Annotated in this window: 16 protein-coding genes; 5 read left to right on the plus strand and 11 right to left on the minus strand. The window is 64.1% G+C overall.

Translation table 11 applies throughout. The features are described 5' to 3' along the window. Positions 1–13 precede the first annotated feature (13 nt). The 5 genes from IVA75_RS35995 to IVA75_RS36015 all read left to right on the plus strand — a co-directional run bounded on the left by IVA75_RS35995 (position 14) and on the right by IVA75_RS36015 (position 8,236). Positions 14–3,109: a MexW/MexI family multidrug efflux RND transporter permease subunit gene (locus IVA75_RS35995; RefSeq protein WP_247289093.1), complete on the plus strand. Its 3,096-nt coding sequence runs from the start codon at positions 14–16 to the stop codon at positions 3,107–3,109. A gap of 140 nt (positions 3,110–3,249) precedes the next feature. Beyond that, positions 3,250–5,847 (plus strand): cache domain-containing protein, encoded by a 2,598-nt coding sequence (locus IVA75_RS36000; RefSeq protein WP_247288542.1) that lies wholly within the window; start codon positions 3,250–3,252, stop codon positions 5,845–5,847. Further along, positions 5,844–6,233: a response regulator gene (locus IVA75_RS36005; protein WP_247288543.1), complete on the plus strand. Its 390-nt coding sequence runs from the start codon at positions 5,844–5,846 to the stop codon at positions 6,231–6,233. Before IVA75_RS36000 ends, IVA75_RS36005 begins: the two co-directional genes overlap by 4 nt. Further along, positions 6,230–7,480 carry an adenylate/guanylate cyclase domain-containing protein gene (locus IVA75_RS36010; RefSeq protein ID WP_247288544.1) on the plus strand — a complete coding sequence of 417 codons (1,251 nt, stop codon included), beginning with the start codon at positions 6,230–6,232 and terminating at the stop codon, positions 7,478–7,480. Before IVA75_RS36005 ends, IVA75_RS36010 begins: the two co-directional genes overlap by 4 nt. Before the next feature lie 9 nt (positions 7,481–7,489). Continuing rightward, the gene (locus IVA75_RS36015; protein WP_027568885.1) at positions 7,490–8,236 is read left to right on the plus strand and encodes a hypothetical protein; all 747 of its coding nucleotides are present in this window, start codon (positions 7,490–7,492) and stop codon (positions 8,234–8,236) included. On the opposite strand, the gene IVA75_RS36020 is transcribed toward IVA75_RS36015, so the two are convergent. The 11 genes from IVA75_RS36020 to IVA75_RS36070 all read right to left on the minus strand — a co-directional run bounded on the left by IVA75_RS36020 (position 8,233) and on the right by IVA75_RS36070 (position 20,273). Further along, on the minus strand, positions 8,233–9,120 hold the full coding sequence (locus IVA75_RS36020; protein WP_247288545.1) for an ABC transporter permease: 888 nt from the start codon (positions 9,118–9,120) through the stop codon (positions 8,233–8,235). The genes IVA75_RS36015 and IVA75_RS36020 overlap by 4 nt on opposite strands. Positions 9,121–9,124: 4 nt before the next feature. After that, positions 9,125–10,066, minus strand: coding sequence for an ABC transporter permease (locus tag IVA75_RS36025; protein WP_027568887.1), 942 nt, complete (start codon positions 10,064–10,066; stop codon positions 9,125–9,127). A 31-nt stretch (positions 10,067–10,097) separates the two neighbouring features. Continuing rightward, positions 10,098–11,621, minus strand: coding sequence for an ABC transporter substrate-binding protein (locus IVA75_RS36030; protein ID WP_247288546.1), 1,524 nt, complete (start codon positions 11,619–11,621; stop codon positions 10,098–10,100). Between the two features lie 23 nt (positions 11,622–11,644). Beyond that, positions 11,645–12,745 (minus strand): dipeptide ABC transporter ATP-binding protein, encoded by a 1,101-nt coding sequence (locus tag IVA75_RS36035; RefSeq protein ID WP_247288548.1) that lies wholly within the window; start codon positions 12,743–12,745, stop codon positions 11,645–11,647. Continuing rightward, the gene (locus tag IVA75_RS36040) at positions 12,745–13,734 is read right to left on the minus strand and encodes an ABC transporter ATP-binding protein (RefSeq protein WP_247288551.1); all 990 of its coding nucleotides are present in this window, start codon (positions 13,732–13,734) and stop codon (positions 12,745–12,747) included. Before IVA75_RS36040 ends, IVA75_RS36035 begins: the two co-directional genes overlap by 1 nt. Further along, positions 13,731–14,441 (minus strand): DUF1028 domain-containing protein, encoded by a 711-nt coding sequence (locus IVA75_RS36045; RefSeq protein ID WP_247288553.1) that lies wholly within the window; start codon positions 14,439–14,441, stop codon positions 13,731–13,733. The genes IVA75_RS36040 and IVA75_RS36045 overlap by 4 nt, the downstream gene beginning before the upstream one ends. A 9-nt stretch (positions 14,442–14,450) precedes the next feature. Continuing rightward, entirely contained in the window at positions 14,451–16,256 is a 1,806-nt protein-coding gene (locus IVA75_RS36050; RefSeq protein WP_247288555.1) for a gamma-glutamyltransferase family protein, read from the minus strand. Positions 16,257–16,337: 81 nt separating this feature from the next. After that, complete coding sequence (locus tag IVA75_RS36055; protein WP_027568893.1) at positions 16,338–17,327, minus strand: oligopeptide/dipeptide ABC transporter ATP-binding protein; 990 nt, start codon at positions 17,325–17,327, stop codon at positions 16,338–16,340. Continuing rightward, complete coding sequence (locus tag IVA75_RS36060; protein ID WP_027568894.1) at positions 17,324–18,310, minus strand: ABC transporter ATP-binding protein; 987 nt, start codon at positions 18,308–18,310, stop codon at positions 17,324–17,326. The genes IVA75_RS36055 and IVA75_RS36060 overlap by 4 nt, the downstream gene beginning before the upstream one ends. Before the next feature lie 13 nt (positions 18,311–18,323). Further along, positions 18,324–19,292 carry an ABC transporter permease gene (locus tag IVA75_RS36065; protein WP_106942637.1) on the minus strand — a complete coding sequence of 323 codons (969 nt, stop codon included), beginning with the start codon at positions 19,290–19,292 and terminating at the stop codon, positions 18,324–18,326. After that, positions 19,293–20,273 (minus strand): ABC transporter permease, encoded by a 981-nt coding sequence (locus IVA75_RS36070; RefSeq protein WP_027568896.1) that lies wholly within the window; start codon positions 20,271–20,273, stop codon positions 19,293–19,295. Positions 20,274–20,348: the final 75 nt, after the last annotated feature.

A 20,348-nucleotide genomic window follows, 5' to 3' on the forward strand; every position in this document is an offset into this window, starting at 1 on the left:
CGAGATCGCCGCGATGCGCTTTACTGATATCTTCATCAAACGCCCGGTCCTGTCGGTCGTCGTCAGCCTGCTGATCCTGCTGATCGGCCTGCGCGCGGCGACGACGCTGCCGATCCGGCAATATCCGAAGCTGTCGAACACGGTCATCAACATCACGACCGTCTATCCGGGCGCATCCGCGGACCTGATCCAGGGCTTCATCACCACTCCAATCGAGCAGGCGGTCGCTTCCGCCGAAGGCGTCGACTACATCACCTCGTCCTCGGTGCTCGGCACCTCGACGATCCAGGTCTACATCAAGCTGAACTTCGATCCGAACCAGGCGCTGACCGAGGTTCTGGCCAAGACGAACTCGGTCAAATACCTGATCCCGAAGGAATCCAACGACCCGATCGTCACCAAGACCACGGGCCAGACTACGGCCGTGATGTATCTCGGATTTTCGTCCGAAGAGCTGTCAGGCTCGGCGATCTCGGACTACCTGACGCGCGTTGTGCAACCGGTGCTGTCGACCGTCGACGGCGTCGCCTCCGCCGACATTCTCGGCGGCCAGACCTTTGCGATGCGGCTGTGGCTTGATCCCCTGAAGATGGCCGGCCGCAACGTGTCGCCTGCGGATGTCGCGACCGCGATCACCGCCAACAACTTCCAGTCTGCGGCGGGGCAGACCAAGGGCTATCTCATCGTCTCGAACGTATCGACGAATACGGGCCTGACCGACGTCAACCAGTTCAAGAAGATGATCGTCAAGGCCAAGGACGGCGGCTTCGTGCGGATGGAGGACATCGCCACCGTCGAACTTGCGGCCCAAAGCACGGACGCGAGCGTCGCCTTCAACGGCGAGCACGCAATCTTCATCGGTGTGCAGGCAACGCCGCAGGGCAACCCGCTGACGCTGGTCAAGGGCGTGCGGGCGCTGTTCCCCGAGCTGGAGCGCAATCTGCCACCGTCGATGAAGATGAAGGTCGCCTACGATTCGACCAAGTTCATCCAATCCTCGATCGACGAGGTCGAGAAGACACTGGGTGAAGCCGTGATCATCGTGATCGTGGTGATCTTCCTGTTCCTGGCGTCGTTCCGTTCGGTCATCATTCCCGTCGTCACCATCCCGCTGTCGATGATCGGCGTCTGCACGCTGATGCTGGCGCTGGGCTTCAGCTTCAACCTGTTGACCCTGCTCGCGATGGTGCTCGCGATCGGCCTCGTGGTCGACGACGCCATCGTCGTGGTGGAAAACATCCATCGGCATCTGGAGGAAGGGAAGACGCCGGTCCAGGCGTCGCTGGAAGGCGCGCGTGAAATCGTGGGTCCCGTCGTCTCGATGACCATCACGCTCGCGGCCGTGTACGCGCCGATCGGTTTCCTCGGCGGCCTGACCGGCTCGCTGTTCCGTGAATTCGCCTTCACGCTTGCGGGCTCGGTGATCGTGTCCGGCGTGATCGCGCTGACGCTGTCGCCGATGATGTGCTCGGTGCTGCTGAAGAACACTGAAGAGGGGCGCTTCGCCAAGCTCGTCAACAAGGTGTTTGGCGCGCTGACGCGGTGGTACGGGCGCAGGCTCGACCGCTCACTCGACTACAAGGCCATCACCGGCCTGTTTGCGGTGACCATCCTCGGGCTCGTCGGCTTCCTCTACATGCACACGTCGAAGGAGCTGGCGCCTGAGGAGGACCAGGGCATCGTGTTCGCGGTGACCAAGGCGCCGAAATACGCCAACATCGACTACGTCGACTTTTACGGCGAGAAGCTCGACAAGGAATTCCAGAAATTCCCCGAGACCGATCTGCGCTTCGTGCTGAACGGCATCAACGGCCCGCAGGGCGGTATCGCCGGCATGCTGCTGAAGCCATGGGAGGAGCGCAAGCGCTCGTCGATCCAGCTGAAATCGCTGGTGCAGGCCGAGCTTTCCAAGATCGAGGGCGTGCAGGCGTTCGCGTTCAACCTGCCGCCGCTGCCGGGCGGTCCGGGCGGCCTGCCGGTCCAGATGGTGATCAACTCCACCGCCAGTTTCCAGACTGTCTATGAGCAGATGGAGAAGCTGAAGGCTGCCGCCCGAAAGAGCGGAATGTTCATCGTCTCCGACAGCGATCTTGCCTACAACCAGCCGAACGTGAAGGTGACGATCAACCGCACCAAGGCGCAGGATCTCGGCATCAGCATGCAGAACCTCGGCAGCACGCTCGCGGTGCTGCTCGGCGGCAACTACATTAACCGCTTCAACCTCGAGGGCCGTTCCTATCAGGTCATCCCGCAGGTGCCGCGCGGCCAGCGGCTCTCGCCGGAATCGCTCGCCGGCTACTACGTGACGACCAACACCGGGCAGCAGCTTCCGCTGTCGACGGTGGTCTCGATCGAGACCAAGACCGAGCCGAATTCGCTGACCCATTACAATCAGCTCAATTCGGCGACCTTCTCGGCAGTGCCGATGCCCGGCGTGACCGTCGGTGCGGCGGTCGACTTCCTCGAGAGCGAGGCCAAAAACCTGCCGCAAGGCTTCAGCCATGATTATCTTGCTGACAGCAGGCAATATGTCCAGGAAGGCAACCAGCTCGCGATCACCTTCGGCTTCGCGCTGATCATCATCTTCCTGGTGCTGGCGGCGCAGTTCGAGAGCTTGCGCGATCCGCTGGTCATCATGATCTCGGTGCCGATGGCGATCGTTGGTGCGCTGATCCCGCTGTTCTTCGGCGTGGCGACCATGAACATCTACACCCAGGTCGGCCTACTGACCTTGGTGGGCCTGATCACCAAGCACGGCATCCTGATGGTGGAGTTCGCCAACGAGCTCCAGATCAACGAGCGGCTCGATCGCCGCTCCGCCATCGAAATGTCGGCCCGTATTCGTCTGCGGCCGATCCTGATGACCACGGCCGCGATGGTGACGGGCCTGATCCCGCTGCTGACCGCGACCGGCGCTGGTGCGGCCAGCCGCTTCTCGATCGGTCTGGTGGTCGTGGCCGGCATGTCGATCGGCACGTTGTTCACGCTGTTTGTGCTGCCGGCGGTCTACGTGGTGCTGGCGACCGACCATCGCGCGGCGGCCGATTCCGAGCGGAACAAGCAGGTCAACGACCTCGACCTCAACGCCAAGGCGCTGCGGCCGACCTGAGGCCACGGATAAAGCGAACACGAGGGCGGCAGCGGCCAATCCGCTGCCGGCCTTTTCTATTTGCCTCGGGGGCTGGCTGCCATCAGGCTTTCCTGCGCTCGCGAGAGACAAGGTCCGGTCTTCTTGCTAGGTTCGGCGGGATGAGCCTTTCCCTCCATCCCGACACCCCGCAAGCACGAACGCTGCCGAGCGCAACGCCGGATGGCGTCGCGTCCGGTACGACGCCGGGGCAGGGAATCAGGACGCGGCTGTTCACCAAATATGTCGCGTTGTTCGTGGCCGTCGTCGCGATCGCGCTGCTGGCCAACGGGCTGTTCGAGGTCCTCTTCTATTATCGCGAGCACAAGGCCGCGCTGATCCGGGTTCAGCATGAACAGGCCGAGGCGGCCGCGGCCAAGATCGGTCAGTTCGTCAAGGAGATCGAGAGCCAGCTCGGCTGGACCACGCAGCTGTCCTGGTCGGCGGGCTCGATCGAGCAGCGCCGGTTCGATGCGCTGCGGCTGCTGCGTCAGGTGCCCGCGATCACCGAACTCGCCCAGGTCGATGCGACCGGCAAGGAGCGGCTGCGGGTCTCGCGGCTCGCCATGGACGCGATCGACAGCGGGATCGACCTGTCGGCGGATCCGAAGTTTACCGAGGCGGTCGCTCACAAGATATTTTACGGTCCGGTCTATTTCCGCAGGGAGTCCGAGCCGTACATGACCCTGGCGCAGGCCGGGGCGCGCAAGGATGCCGGCGTCAGCATCGCAGAGGTCAATCTCAAGCTGATCTGGGACGTCGTGTCCCAGATCAAGGTCGGCGAGCACGGACATGCCTACGTGGTCGGTCCGGAGGGACGCCTGATTGCGCACCCCGATATCAGCCTGGTCCTGCGCAACACCGACATGTCCAGGCTCGCGCAGGTGAAGGCCGCGCAAGCCGGCGGCGGCACCATGCCGGACGCGCTACAGGAGGCGACCAACATCCAGGGGCAGAAGGTTCTGACGGCGTCCGCCCCGATTCCACCGCTCGGCTGGACCATGTTCGTGGAATTGCCGGTAGAGGAAGCCTACGCCTCCCTCTACGCCTCGCTGCAGCGGCTCGCGATCGTGCTGCTTGCCGCGTCGATCTTCGCGGTGCTTGCGGGGGTTTTCCTGGCGCGCCGCATGGTCGGTCCGATCCAGGCGTTGCGCAGCGGCGCCGAGCGGATCGGCGGCGGCGATTTCTCGCAACGCATCTCGATCAGAACCGGTGACGAGCTCGAGGGTCTCGCGGACCAGTTCAACCAGATGGGCGAGCGCCTGCAGGAATCCTATGCGGACCTTGAGAAAAAGATCGAGGTGAGAACGGCTGAGTTGACCGAGTCGCTCGAGCAACAGACGGCTACGTCGGAAGTGTTGCAGGTCATCAGTTCGTCTCCTGGCGAACTCACGCCAGTGTTCCACAAGATGCTCGAGAATGCCACACGCGTCTGTGGTGCGAGTTTCGGCGTAATGAATCTGTGGGATGGTGAGAGTTTCACGATTGCTGCGGACTACAATGTGCCACCTGCGTTCGCGGCCTCGCGAAAAGATATCGCGATCCGTCCTCATCCGGACAGCGCGCTTGCTGCGGTTGTCAGGACACGTCAAGTTGTCCACGTTCACGATGTGCAGCAAACTCCGGCCTATCTCGCCGGAGGTCCGACCATTCGTGGAATCTCCGACGTCGCCGGCGCCCGGACGATCGTCATCGTGCCCATGATGAGGGAAAGCGAGCTGATCGGAACCGTTGCGGTTTATCGCAAGGAGGTCCGGCCTTTCACCGACAAGCAAATCGCGTTGGTTGAGAACTTCACGAAACAAGCCGTCATCGCGATCGAGAACACGCGACTTCTGAACGAGTTGCGCAAGCGTACGACGGAGCTGTCGCAATCCCTCGACGATCTTCGCAGCGCGCAGGACCGCCTGGTCCAGACCGAGAAGTTGGCGTCGCTCGGCCAGCTCACGGCGGGGATCGCGCACGAGATCAAGAACCCGCTCAATTTCGTCAACAATTTCTCGGCGGTGTCGACCGAACTGATCGACGAGCTCAACGAGGCCCTGCAAGCGGCCCCGCTCGACGGCAAGACTAAGGAGGAGGTCGAAGAGCTGACCGGGATGCTCAGGAGCAACCTCGAAAAGGTGGTGCAGCACGGCAAGCGCGCCGACTCCATCGTCAGGAACATGCTCTTGCATTCGCGCGAAGGCTCGGGCGAGCACCGTCCGGCCAACATCAATGCCATCGTCGAGGAAAGCCTCAACCTCGCCTATCATGGCACGCGCGCCGAGAAGCCCGGCTTCAACGTCACGATCGAGCGCGGCTTCGACCCCGCCGCAGGCATGGTCGATATCTATCCGCAGGAGATTACGCGAGTCTTCCTCAATCTGATCTCGAACGGCTTCTACGCCACGGCCAAGCGCAAGGAGAGCGCGGCAGATGCCTTCGAGCCCACCCTGCGCGCGGCCACAAAAACTCTCGGCGACAGGGTCGAAATCCGCATTCACGACAACGGCACCGGCATCCCGTCCGAGGTGAAGGAGAAGATGTTCAATCCCTTCTTCACCACCAAGCCGGCCGGCGAGGGCACCGGGCTCGGCCTTTCCATGAGCCATGACATCGTGGTGAAACAGCACGGCGGCACGATCGACGTGAACACCGCACCCGGCGTATTCACCGAATTCATCATCACCCTGCCGCGCATGATGGCGGCGGGCGGCACTTCCGGAGGCAAGTCTTGAACGTTTACATCCTGGTCGTCGATGACGAGCCCGACGTCGAGGCGCTGTTCCGGCAGCAGTTTCGGCGCGATTTGCGCGCCGGCCGCTTCCAGATGGAATTCGCGTCGTCGGCACCCGATGCGCTGAAACTGGCCGCCGAGGTTCGCGATCCCTCGTTGATCCTGATTTTGTCCGACATCAACATGCCCGGCATGAGCGGGCTCGATATGCTGCCGAAGGTGCGTCTTGCGCATCCGGACGTTCCCGTCATCATGATCACCGCCTACGGAGACGCCGAGACGCGCCGGAAGGCGATCGAGCGCGGCGCAGTCGGACTTCTCACCAAGCCGATCGATTTCGCGCTGCTGCGGCAGGAAATCGACACGAGGCTCGGGCAAGCTGCATGACCGCGACCATCCTTTTCGTCGACGACGAGCCGGATCTCGAGGCGTTGGTCCTGCAAAAATTCCGCAGGCAGATTCGCGACGGGTCGGTTACGATCATGTTCGCGCGCGACGGCCTCGAAGCGCTGCAGTCGCTAGAGCAGAATCCCCATGTCGACATGGTGGTCTCCGACATCAACATGCCCAGGATGGACGGGCTGTCGCTGCTGGCGAAGCTTCAGGAAGCCGAAGACAAGAAATCCACCATCATCGTTTCGGCCTATGGCGACATGAGCAATATCCGCACTGCGATGAACCGCGGTGCGTTCGACTTCCTGACCAAACCGATCGACTTCGCCGACCTGGAGATGACCATCCAGAAGACCATTCGCCACATCGAAATGCTGCGTGAGGTGCGAGGCCGCCAGGCGGAAGCAGAGCGCGCCCACGCCGCGCTCTCGCGTCATTTCTCGCCCGAACTCGCCAAGCGTCTGGCGGCCAGCGGTGAGAGCGAGGGAATCGAAGTGCAGTGGCGCGATGTCGCGACCATCTTCACGGATATTACCGGCTTCACCTCGCTGGTCGAGAGTGCCCCGCCGGAGACGCTGGGCGCGCTTCTCAACGAGTATGTCAGCGGCATGACCGAGATCGTCTTCGCGCACGAGGGGACTGTCGCCAAGATCATCGGCGATGCGATCCAGGTGCTCTTCAACGCACCCGGCGATCAGCCCGATTACGCGACGCGCGCGGTCGCCTGCGCACACGATCTCGACGCCTGGGCGGAGGATTTTTCCGCGCGCTGGAAGGTGAGAGGCGTGAATTTCGGCACCACCCGAGTCGGCATTCACGCCGGGCCGGCGTTGGTCGGAAATTTCGGCGGCAATCGGTTTTTCGACTACACCGCGTATGGCGACTCCATCAACATTGCGGCGCGGCTGGAAGCCGCAAACAAACATCTGGGCACGCGGATTTGCGTCAGTGCCGGCATCGCCGAGGCGGCTGAGAATTTTCGGGGGCGTCCCGTCGGGGAACTGATGCTGCGCGGACGCAGCGAACCGTTGCACGCGTTCGAGCCACTGACGCCGGCCCAATTCGCTGCGCCGGAAACGGCGCTGTACTCCGAGGCGTTTGCCAAGATGGAGGCTGGTGATGCCGCCGCGATGCCGGCCTTCGCCGCGCTGGTCGGCATGCATGCCGGCGATTCCCTGGCCGGCTTTCACCTGAAGCGCCTGCTTAACGGCGACAAGGGCATTCGCATGCAACTGGAATAGGAGTCCGACATGATTAGTGAATTCTCCGCCGGCAATTACCGTTTCATTCCGTCAGTATTCCAATATTCGGCCGGTGCGGCCGCGGACGATGGCTATGAGATCGAGCGCGTCCGCTTCGACCGGCTGGTGCCGCTTGCGGAAGGGTTTGCGCTTGCCGCGAAGTATATTCGGGGGGCGGGGCGGTCGCTGACGGCGTTCTGCGCCTGCGAACTGCGCTCGCCCGCGGCCTTCAGCGAGGAAGGCTTTCGCGCGTTCAACCTGCACTATGTAAAGACGCTGTCCGAATGGGGCATCTTCGACGGCAGCACCAATCCGGTGGCGCGCAGCAATGTCTGTCCCGAGATCGATCCGCCGGCCGAGCCGTCGTTCTATGCGTTCTCCTTCACGCGGCCGACTAGCTCGAAGACGCCGAGCTTTGTGATTGCCGGCGGCGCCGAGGCGCGCGAGGGCGGTGGGACCTATGTCGAGCGCACCGTGCGCTACCGCGACCTCAGCCCGGAGGGCCTTCGCGAGAAGGTGCGCTTCACGACGACGTCCCAGATGGAGAACAGGATGACGGCCTTCGGCTTCGGCTGGAAGGACACGACCGGCGTGCAGGCCTATTCCGTACACGATTTCCACCACGCGCTGGTCGACGAACTCGTCCGCCGCGGGGCGTTGCGGTCCGGCCTGACTTGGCACTATGCCCGGCCGCCGGTGGTCGATCTCGAATACGAGATGGATTGCCGCCGTGTGATGCGCGAGACAGTGATCTAGCGCTGGCGCGGATCGAGCGCGTCGCGCAGGCCGTCGCCGAGCAGGTTCAGCGACAGCACCACGAGGAAGATCGCTAGCCCCGGCCAGATCGCCATCCAGGGCGCCTGGGTCAGGAAGCGCTGCGCTGCGTTGAGCATGCTGCCCCAGGATGGCGCCGGCGGCTGCTGGCCGAGACCCAGGAAGGACAGCGCGGCTTCGGCGATGATGGCGGCCGCAATCGACAGCGTCGCCTGCACCAGCAGCGCCGGCAGGATGTTCGGCAGGATGTGCGAGAACGCGATCCGCCACGGCGGATTGCCGAGCGCGCGCGCCGCCTCGACATAATCCTCGGCCTTGACGTTCAACACCTGGCCACGGGTCAGGCGGATGAAGATCGGGGTTGCCGAGATGCCGATCGCGATCATGGCGTTACCGAGGCTCGGGCCGAGGAATGCGGCGAGCGCGATCGCCAGGATCAGGAACGGGCAGGCCAGCATCGCGTCGGTCATCCGGCTGATCAGCGCATCGACGAAGCCGCCGCGATAGCCGGCAAGCAGGCCGAGCGGGATGCCGACGCCCAGCGCGATCGCGACCGAGATGAGGCCCGCGAGCAGCGACGCGCGGGCGCCGTAGACGACGCGGCTCAGGATGTCGCGACCGAGCTCGTCGGTGCCGAACCAGTGCGCCGCAGTGGGCGGCTTGCGGACCAGGCTCCAGCTCGTCGCGATGGGATCGTAGGGCACGACGAACGGCGCGAGCAGCGCGATCCCAACGAACAACGTGATCATCACAAGTCCGAACACTGCGGCCTTGCGTTTAAACAAGCGCCGCCGGGCGCGACGCGCCGGGCTGTCCAGCTCGTTGGCCTGCGCGATGGGAGCGGCGGGCAGGGCGGCATCGGTCATGAGTCTAGCCCCGCAGCCGCGGATTGACGAGGATGTAGGCGACATCGGCAACCAGGTTCAGCGCGATGTAGACCGTCGCCGTCACCAGCACGACGCCCTGTACGACGGCGTAGTCGCGGTTGAACACGGCATCCACGATCAGTTTGCCGAAGCCGGGAATGGAGAAGATCTGCTCGGTCAGAACCGCCCCCGACAACAGCGTGCCGAGCTCGAGCGCGCCGAGCGTGATGATCGGCGTGAGTGCGTTGCGCATGGCGTGCTTGAGGATGACCGAGCGCTCGGACAATCCCTTGGCGCGCGCGGTGCGGACGTAGTCGCTTTCCAGCACCTGGAGCATGGCGCTCCGGGTGTGCCGCATCAGGACTGCGGAAATAGCGTTGCCGAGCACGAAGGCCGGCATGATGGTGGCGGCGAGGCTCGCACGCCAGTTCTCGGTCAGCGGCACGTAGCCAGACGCCGGCAGCCAGCCGAGTTCGATGGAGAACAGGAAGATGAGCATGATGCCGAGCCAGAAATTCGGCGTCGAGATGCCCCACAGCGCGAACAAATTGGCGCAATAGTCCCAGACGGTGCCTTTCTTCACGGCGGAGACAATGCCGGCGGGAATTCCGATCAGGAGAGCGATCAACATCGCCATCGAGCCGAGCTGGAGCGTCACCGGCAGCTTCTGCGCGATCAGCTCGCGCACCGGCATCTTGTTGCGTAGCGACTCTCCGAAATTGCCGATCAGGACTCCCTTGAGCCAGTAGACGTACTGCACGGGAATCGGCTGATCGAGCCGGTATTGCTGGCGAATCTGCTCGATCACGGCGGGATCGCGCTCCTCGCCTGCCATCACCAGCGCCGGATCACCCGGCAACAATTGCTGGAGCGAGAAGATCAGTACCGACACGAAGAACAGTGTCGGCAAGATCTGCACAATGCGGCGGGCGAGGAAGTTCAGCATAGTCGTACGCCTGTTCCGGACGATGTCGCCGTCACTTAAACTTAAGCCCGACCACGCGCACGAGGCCATCTGGCATCTGCTTATAGCCCTGGAGCTTGGTCGTATGCGCGATCAGGAGCGTGCGGTGATAGATGTAGATGATCGGCAGGTCGTCGAGCAGGATCTTGTTCAGCTTGGCGTAGATCGCCTTGCGCTCCTCGACGTTGGACGTCGCCCTTCCTTCTTCCAGCAGCTTATCGGCCTCCGGATTCGAATAGACGCCATCGTTCTGCGGTGCCTTGCTGCGCATGAAGATGTAGGAGTTGCCGTCTGGGTCGATGCGGCCGCTCCAGTTGATCTGAAAGATCTGGAACTCGCCGGCCTGGGCCTGCTTGAAGGTGGTCGCGAATTCGACCGCGCGGATCTTGATGTCGAAGCCCGCTTCCGCGGCCATCGACTGGATCACCTGGGCAACCGCTTCGTTCTCCGCGCCTTTGGGAATCATGTAATCGACGGTCACCGGCGAAGTGATTCCGGCTTCCTTCAGAAGCGCCTTGGCCTTCGCGATGTCGCGGCCACGAACCGGAAATGCCTTCTGGTAGTAGGGATGGGTAGGGCTGACCCATTGATTGCCCGGGGTGAATTCGCCGTTGAACACGACCTGGTTGAGAGCCTCGCGATCGATCGACAGATCGAGCGCCTGCCGGACTTTCGCCGATTGGCTCAGCGGCCCCTTGCTCTTGTCGTTGCCGATATTGACCGTGAGGCCGAGATAGCCGAGCTCCGGTGCCGTCGACAGCACGAGCCGCGAATCGGCGCGGACGTCCTTGATGTCGGTGGCGAGCACGCGCTCGATTAGATCGAGCCCGCCGGACTTCAGGTTGGCAAGGCGCACCGTGGCATCGACGATTGGCAGGAATACCACCCGGTCGATATGGATGTTGTCCTTGTTCCAGTAGTCGGCGAATCTCTCGAACACCATGCGGTCCTGCTGCACGCGCTCGACGAACTTGTAGGGACCGGCGCAGACCGGATGCAGGCCGAACTTGTCGCCGGCTTCCTTGGCGGCCTTCGGCGACACCATCATGCCGGAGCGGTCGGTCAGCTGGGCGATCAACGGGGAGTAAGGCGTCTTGAGCACCAGCTTGATGGTCAGGGGATCGACGACCTCGACATGGTCGACGCTGGCGAGCTCGGACTTCCGGAACGAGGTCGGCAACGTCATGTGACGCTCGATCGAGAACTTTGCTGCTTCCGCGTCGAGCGGCTCGCCGTCGTGGAATTTCACGTTGGGCCGGAGCTTGATCGTCATCTCCTTGCCGTCGGCCGAGGTCTCATGCGACAGCGCGAGCTGCGGCACGATGTTGAGCTTCTCGTCGATGTCGAACAGCTTGTCGCAGAAGGCGGAGAACACGATGCGGCCGACATAGGTGCGGCCGATGCTGGGATCGAGGATGTCAGGATCCTCGGCGATGCCGATGCGAAGCGTGGTCTGGGCTTGGGCCTGGGTTTGGGCCGCGCTCACGAGCGACGTCAGCAATGCCGACGCCAGGAGTGCCAAACGCATAGGACTCATCGCTCTCAACCTCTGTTTTGCGGCTATGCCGGGTTCGTCCCCAATGAACTAACCCCGCTGCCGCGGACTGCTTCCGGGCCGCCGCTGAAGGCGGCGACCAATTTTTCGAGAACCGGGGAGAAGCCGCCGTCCGTTGGGACGATCGCCTCGGACGACGGCAGTTCCGACGTTCGGTGGCATGCTGTTGCATGTCCGATGCCATCCGGCACGAGCTGAGGCATTTCGCTGCGGCAACGGTCGACCACGTAGGGGCAGCGGGTGTGGAAGCGGCATCCCGGCGGCGGATTGAGCGCGCTGGGGATCTCTCCCTGCAGCACAATCCGGCTGCGCTTTGCCCGCGGTTTAGGCACCGGGATCGCGGACAGCAGGGCCCGGCTATAGGGATGGCGGGGTGCGGCGAACAGCGCGTCCGCCGCCGCCGTCTCGACGATCTGGCCGAGATTCATCACCGCTACGTGGTCGGCGATGTGCTTGACCACCGCGAGGTCGTGCGAGACGAAAATGTAGGCCAGCCCGAGCCGGTCCTGGAGCTCGCGCAGCAGATTGAGGATCTGCGAGCGGATCGAGACGTCGAGCGCCGAGACCGGCTCATCGCAGATGATCAGTTTCGGCTCGACCGCGAGCGCGCGGGCGATGGCGATGCGCTGGCGCTGGCCGCCGGAAAACTCGTGCGGGTAACGCCGCGCCAGCCGCGGCTCCAGTCCGACCAGCCGCAAGATCTCCTCGACGCGTTCGCGCCGTCGGGCGGGCGGCACCAGGTTGTGCAGCGCCAGCGGCTCGGTCAGGATCTGGCCGACGGTCATGCGCGGATTGAGCGAGGCGTAGGGATCCTGGAAGATGATCTGCGCCTCGCGGCGAAAGGCGCGCAGCGCGCGGGCGTCGAGCGAGAGCAGATCGCGGCCTTCGAACCGGATCGTGCCTGCATCCGGCTCGATCAGCCGCAGCACCAGGCGGCTGACGGTGGATTTGCCGCAGCCGGATTCGCCGACCAGCGCCAGCGTCCTGCCGGCATCGAGCGAGAAGGAAACGCCATCGACGGCTTTGACATGCGCCAGCGCCCGGCCGAACAGCGAACGCTCGGCGACGAAATGCTTGACCAGGCCATCGACCTCGAGCAGCGCCATCACGACACCAGACGTTCGAGCGGCGCGCGGATGCAGCGCGAGAGGTGGCCGGGACTGACCTCGACCAGCGGCGGTGGCGCCTTGGTGCAGGCATCCAGCACGAAGGGGCAGCGCGCGGCGAAGCGACAGCCGGCGGGCGGCTGCGCCATGTTCGGAACCATGCCTTCGATCGTGGCAAGCTGTTCGGCGCGGTGGTCGAGCCGCGGGATCGAGCCGAGCAGGCCGACGGTGTAGGGATGTTGCGGCGCCGAGAACAGCTCGTCCACCGCCGCGCGCTCGACGATCTCACCGGCATACATTACCGCGACCTCGTCGCAGACTTCGGCGACCACGCCGAGATCATGGGTGATCAGGATGATGGCGGCGCCGCTCGCCGCCTTCAACTCGCGCATCAGCTCCAGGATCTGCGCCTGCAGGGTGACATCGAGGGCGGTGGTCGGCTCGTCCGCGATCAGCAGCCGCGGGTCGCAGGCCAGCGCCATCGCGATCATGACGCGCTGGCGCATGCCGCCGGAGAGCTTGTGCGGATATTCGTCGATCCGCCGCTCGGGCGAGGGGATGTGGACGCGACGCAGCAGATCGATCGCCCGCTCGCGCGCACTCTTCCGCGAACCGCCGCGGTGGCGCAAAATCGTCTCGACGATCTGGTCGCCGATCGTGAAGCTCGGATTGAGCGAGGTCATCGGCTCCTGAAAGATCATCGCGAGCCGGTTGCCGCGAAGGTCGCGCAGCGTCTGATCCGACGTCTTAAGCAGGTCGAAACCGTCGAAGCGGATCGCGCCGGAGATTTCCGCGCTCTGCTTCGGCAGCAGGCCCATGATCGCCAGCGATGTCACGCTCTTGCCGCAGCCGGATTCGCCGACGAGGCCGAGCGTCGCGCCATTGGCGACGCTGAGATCGACGCCGTCGACCGCATGGGTAACGCGGCCGTCGTCGCCGTGGAAACGAATGCGCAGATCCTTGATCTCGATGAGGGGGCTCGGGTTCATGATCGTTTTGCGCGCGCTGCGGCAATGCTGGCGTCGATGACGCTGCGATCGGTGTTGCCGGCCGGGTTCTGCCGCGTCGGCATGGAGGCGCGGAAGTGGACCCAGAGCTCGTGGCTGACCCGTTCGAGCCGATCGAGCTCACCGAGCGGATCGGGATGATCGTCGGCGCGCAGGTCCAATGCCGGCCATTCCTCCTCGCCGTGGATCAGGAGCGCGGCGGACTGCTTGCCGCGCTTGTCGCCGCCGGCGGCTTCGCCCGCGCGCATCGCGGCGAGCAGGCGGCGCGGAAACGGCAGGCTGTCATTGGCGATATAGGTCTTTGCGGTCTCGTCGAGCACATCGGCGCCCGCGAGCATGTTGCCGGCGATCGAGAAGCCGCTGCCCGCGATGTGCCCGCACCAATCGACGCAGTTGCGCCCGGTATGCGCGGCAATCGCGCCACTGGCGTCCATGATGTGGATCTGGCGGCTCTCGCGGCCATCGTCGGTCGCGAGCAGGGCGGCCAGCGCATCGTGCGCGTTGAGACCCTGACGCAGCAGCTTGACGCCGTCGATCCCGTAATAAGGATTGACGAAGGCCTGCGTCGCGATGGCGCCAAGGCCCGCAGCGATGTAGGGCACTCGCGCGCCGACGGCGAAGAAGCGCGTGGCTACGGCGATGCCAAACTGGCCGGTAGCAGAACCGCGCGCGATGATCGACCAGGTCATGTGCTGCCTTTAGCGCCCTGCGGCGTAGCCCTGCATGCCGCGTGGATTGGCGGCGGCGCGGCGGCGCGGACCGACGCGCGAGGCCGCGGTGAGACGGCCTTCCGACCAGTCCGGTCCGACCTCGACGATATGTCCGCGTTCGCGAAGATTTTCGATCGTCGCCTTCGGCACGCGGTTCTCGACCACGAGCACGCCGGGGCGCGCGGTGCGGGGCCAGAACGAGATCGGGAAATGCTCGGAGTGCCAGGCCGGGGCGTCGATCGCTTCCTGGAGATTGAGGTTGCAATGGACGTGCCGCAGGAAGAACTGCGTGATCCACTGATCCTGCTGGTCGCCGCCGGGCGAGCCCCAGGCGAGATAAGGCTCGCCGTCGCGCAATGCCATGGTGGGGGACAGCGTGGTGCGCGGCCGCTTGCCGGGCGCGAGCGAGCTCGGTTGGTTCTCCTCCAGATCGAACATCTGCGCGCGGCTGCCGAGGCAGAAGCCGAGCTCGGGAATGATCGGCGATGATTGCAGCCAGCCGCCGGATGGCGTCGACGACACCATGTTGCCTGCCTTGTCGATGATGTCGAAATGCACGGTGTCGCCGCGCACCTCGCCGAAGCGGCCCACCGTCGGTTCACCGGCGCCGAGCGCGCCGACAGCCTCGCGCTGGCCCTCGGCGCGGCGCAGCTTGACCACGCCGCCAAAGCCCTCGATCGCACCGGGCCGGAGATCGAGCGAGGCCTTGTCGGTGACGAGCTTGCGGCGCTCGTTGTTATAGGCATCCGACAGCAGCGTTCCGATCGGAATCTCGCTGAACTCGGGATCGCCGTAGAATTTCTCGCGGTCGGCGAAGGCGAGCTTGGCGCATTCGATCTGGAGATGGATGAATTCCGGCCCGGTCGGGTCCAGCCCATCGAGCGCAAAGCCCTTCAGCAGCGCGAGCTGCTGCAGCGTCACCGGTCCTTGGCTCCAGACCCCGGCCTTGCAGACAGTGTAGCGGCCATAGTCGTAAGTGAGCGGGGCCTCGACGGTCGGCTGCCAGCGCGCCATGTCATCGGCCGACAGCACACCGCGATGCGGCGAGCCGCTGACGTCCATCACGTCCTGCGTCCGGCAGAACTTGTCGATGGCTTCCGCGACGAAACCCTGCGACCACGCCTTGCGTGCGCGCTCGATCTCGGCATCGCGGCCGCCGCCGCCACTTTCGGCTTCGCTCAGGATTCGCGCATAGGTCGCCGCAAGTGTCTTGTTGGTGAAGAGCGTGCCGGGCTTTGGCACTTCGCCGTTCGGGAGATAGACGGCGGCTGACGTCGGCCAATGCTTGCGGAATAATTGCTCGACAGTCTGGATCGTGGCGCAGGCGCGCTCGACCAGCGGATAACCGTCGCGCGCATAGGAGATCGCGGGCTCCAGCACGTCGCGCACGCGCATCGTGCCGTAGTCACGCAGCAGCATCATCCAGGATTCGAAGGTGCCGGGGACGCAGGCTGCGAGCAGGCCGGTGCCGGGCACCATGTCGAGGCCTTCGCTCTTGTAATGCGCGATGGTGGCGCGAGCCGGTGCCGGACCCTGACCGCAGATCACCTCGGTGCGGCCGCGCTTCACGTCGTGCACGATGATCGGAACGTCGCCGCCGGGGCCGTTCAGATGCGGCTCGACCACCTGGAGCGTGAAAGCGGTGGCGACGCCGGCGTCAAAGGCATTGCCGCCCTTTTCCAGGATGGCCATGCCGATAGCGGTCGCGATCCAGTGCGTGGTCGCGACGACCCCGAAGGTGCCTTCGATCTCGGGGCGTGTCGTGAAGGGATCGGGATTGACGATGCTGGCCATGGACTACCTCATTTGCGGCGCGCGCAATTGATCACAGGGCCAGGCCGCCGCCAAATGCGCAGGCTGCATGGCACGCGCGCGTCACGCCGGCACCGGCGCGGTGTTGACCGCATGGCAGGCGACGCCGTCGACCAATTCAGGTGCTTTCTTGCGGCAGAGATCGAACGCCAGCGGGCAGCGCGGATTGAAGGCGCACCCGGGCGGCGGATTGATCGGGTTCGGGATCTCGCCCTTCACGGGAATGCGCTGGCGGCCGCTCATGGCGAGATCGGGCACGGCGCCGAGCAGCATCTTGGTGTAGGGCATGCGAGGACGAGCAAACAGCTCACGTCCTTCCGCGATCTCGACGATGCGGCCGAGATACATCACGCCGACGCGGCTCGCCATGTGGCGAACGACGGCGAGGTTGTGGCTGATGAACATGTAGGTCAGGCCGAACTTATCCTGGAGGTCGCGCATCAGGTTCAGGATCTGCGCTTGCACGGAGACGTCAAGCGCGGAGGTTGGCTCGTCGCAGACAATGAACTCCGCGTCGGAGGCGAGCGCGCGAGCGATCGCGATTCGCTGGCGCTGGCCGCCCGAGAATTCGTGCGGAAATTTCAACCTGTCGTCGGGATGCAGGCCGACAAGGCTGAGCAACTCGCCGACCCGGGCCTGGATGTCGCGCTCGCCCTCGATCAGGTCGAACGCGCGGATCGGCTCGGAGATGATGGCGTCAACCCGGAAGCGTGGGTTCAGGCTCGCATAGGGATCCTGAAAGATCATCTGGATGCGGCGGCGCAGTTTCCGCCGCGCCTGGGCCTGCCGCGGATCGGTCATCGAGATGCCGTCGATCAAGACGTTGCCGGAGCTTGGCGGCAGCAAGCCGACGACCATCCGCGCCACCGTGGTCTTGCCCGAGCCGGATTCGCCGACCAGTGCAAAGGTCTCGCCCTTCCTGATGTCGAAGGTGACGCCATCGACGGCCTTGAGATATTCGAGCTGCCCGCCTTCAAGCATGCGGTTGAGCCAGGGTTTCGAGACGTCGAAGACGCGGCGCAGATTCGTGGCCTGGACGAAGGGAGTGCTCATGCCGCACTCTCCGCCGGCACGCTGTCATAGAGATGGCAGGCGACCGATTGCGCGCCCCGTGGCAGCGGCTCCGGCCGCTCGACACGGCAGCGATCGAACGCCAACGCGCAGCGCGGATTGAACGAGCACCCGCGCGGAATCGCCGACAATCGCGGCATCGAGCCGGGAATTTGCACCAGGCGCTTGTCGTCGCCCGCGAGCGTCGGGATCGCGCCCATCAAGCCCTTGGCGTAAGGATGCAGCGCGTTCTGCACGACATCCTGCACCGGACCGATCTCGGCAACGCGGCCGGCATACATCACCGCGACCCGGTCGGAGGTCTCGGCGATCACACCCATGTCGTGGGTCACCAGCATCACCGCAGTGCCGTGGTCGCGGCCGAGACGCTTGATCAGCGAGATGATTTGCGCCTGCACGGAAACGTCGAGCGCGGTGGTCGGCTCGTCGGCGATGATCAGCTCCGGTTCGGCGCAGATCGCGAGCGCAATCACCACGCGCTGGCGCATGCCGCCGGAGAATTCATGCGGATAACCGTCGATGCGCTTTTCCGGAGCCGGGATCCCGACTTCGGCGAGCAGGTCGATGGCGCGGCGACGGGCGGCGGTCTCGGACAGGTTCAGATGCGTTCTGATCGTCTCGATGAGCTGGTCGCCGATCTTGTACAGCGGATTGAGCGAGGTGAGGGGGTCCTGGAAGATCATGCCGATACGTTTTCCACGCACGCGGCGCATCTCTTCCGGCGGCAGATTGTCGATGCGCAGGCCGGAGAGGCGGATCTCGCCGCCCGAGATGCGGCCCGGCGAATCGATCAGGCCAATGACCGCGAGTCCGGTGACCGATTTACCGGCGCCGGATTCGCCGACAACGCCGAGCACCTCGCCTTTGGCGATGTCGAAGGAGACATTATCGATCGCGCGCAGCGTGCCCCGGCGGGAGGCGAACTCGACCTGAAGATTACGAACGGAGAGAACGGGCTCGGTCATGAACGCTGCATACTCATCGGAGTTTCGGGTTAAGCGCATCGCGCAGCCAGTCGCCGAGCAGATTGATCGACAGGATCAGCGCCGCGAGTGCGATTCCAGGGAAGGCGACGATCCACCATTCGCCCGCGAACAGATAGTTGTTGCCGATGCGGATCAGCGTGCCCAGCGATGGCATGGTCTCGGGCATCCCCGAGCCGAGGAACGACAGCGTCGCTTCGGTGATGATAGCGAGCGCGAGATTGATGGTGGCGATGACGAGAATCGGCCCCATCGTGTTCGGCAGCACGTGGCGCAACATGATCACCGGGGCGGGCAGGCCAATGAGCTGGGCGGCGGCGACATAGTCCTTGTTCTTCTCGACCATGACGGAGCCGCGCACGGTGCGGGCATATTGCACCCAGAAGCTCAACCCGATCGCGAAGACCAGGACAGCCAGCATGCTCATCTCGTCGAGCTTGTTGCCGAAAACAGATTTGGCGATGCCGTTGATCAGCAGCGCGATCAGGATCGCCGGGAATGAAAGCTGCACGTCGGCAATGCGCATGATCAGCCCGTCGACGGCACCGCCGAAATAACCGGCCGTCAGCCCGAGCAGGATGCCGATCGCGCCGGAGAAGACGACGCCGAGCACGCCGACGAGAAGCGAGATGCGCATGCCGTAAAGAATCGCGGACAATACGTCCCGGCCTTGTTCGTCGGTGCCGAGCAGGAACGGGCTCTGGCCGTCTGAGGTCCATAATGGCGAGATGCGCGAGTTCATCAGCTGGAGCTGCGCCGGGTCGAAGGGATTCTGGACCGATAGCACCGAGGCGAGGATCGCGAGCAGGAAGAACAGCAGCGTCACCGCCGCTGCGACCATGGTGATTTTGGAGCGGCGAAATGAATAGAACAGGTCGCTGTCGAGCGCGCGTTTAAACCAACCCGGCGCGTCGGCGCGCGGGCCGCGTTCTTCGACCTTGTGCGGGACGACGGCTTCGCTCATTCAATGTGCCCGGCTGATCGTCGAGCGCAGCCGCGGATCGACGATGGTGTAGAGGATATCAACCACGAGATTGATGGTGACAAAGATCAGGGACACCATCATCAGATAGGCGGCCATGATCGGGATATCGACATTCTGCACGGCCTGCACGAACAGCAACCCCATGCCGGGCCACTGGAACACGGTCTCGGTGATGATCGCAAATGCAATTACCGAGCCAAATTGCAGGCCGGCCACCGTGATGACCGGGATCATCGTGTTGCGCAGCGCATGACCGTAATGGATGGCGCGGGTGGTGAGGCCGCGGGCACGGGCGAAGCGGATGTAGTCGGTGCGCATGACTTCGAGCATCTCGGTGCGGACCAGCCGCATGATCAGCGTCATCTGGAACAAACCCAGCGTGATCGAGGGCATGATCAGCGCCTTCAGTCCTGACAGCGTCAGCAGACCCGTCGTCCACCAGCCGATATGCACGACGTCGCCGCGCCCGAACGAGGGCAGCCAACCCAGCGTCACCGAGAACAGGTAGATCATGAGAATGCCGATCAGGAAGGTCGGCAGCGAGATGCCGATCAGCGAGATAGCCTGGAACGCGTGTGTGAGCCAGCTGTCGCGGCGAAGCGCCGAATAGACGCCCATCAGGATGCCACAGAGCATCGCGAAGATGGTGGCGCAGATCGCGAGCTCCAGGGTCGCGGGCATCCGCTCCATCAGAAGATTGGAGACAGGCAGGCGGAACTGGTAGGAGACGCCGAACTTGAACTGCGCAGCGTTGCCGATATAGCGGCCGAACTGCACGATCACGGGATCATCGAGGCCGAGCGATTTGCGGATAGCGGCGCGTTCGGCGCCGGACGTGTCCATCCCAACCATCTGGTTCACGGGATCGCCGGCGAAACGAAACATCGAGAAGGAGATGATCCCGACGGCGATCATGACACCAATGGCCTGAATGGCCCGGCGCAGTGTGAAAGCGAGCATCTGTTCCTTTCACATATCTTCAGTGGCACGCATCATTGCGTTAGCCCGAAACAGCAAGTCCCGGAAGCCAGATCT

It is taken from the genome of Bradyrhizobium sp. 134 (assembly GCF_023074155.1).
Lineage (GTDB): Bacteria > Pseudomonadota > Alphaproteobacteria > Rhizobiales > Xanthobacteraceae > Bradyrhizobium.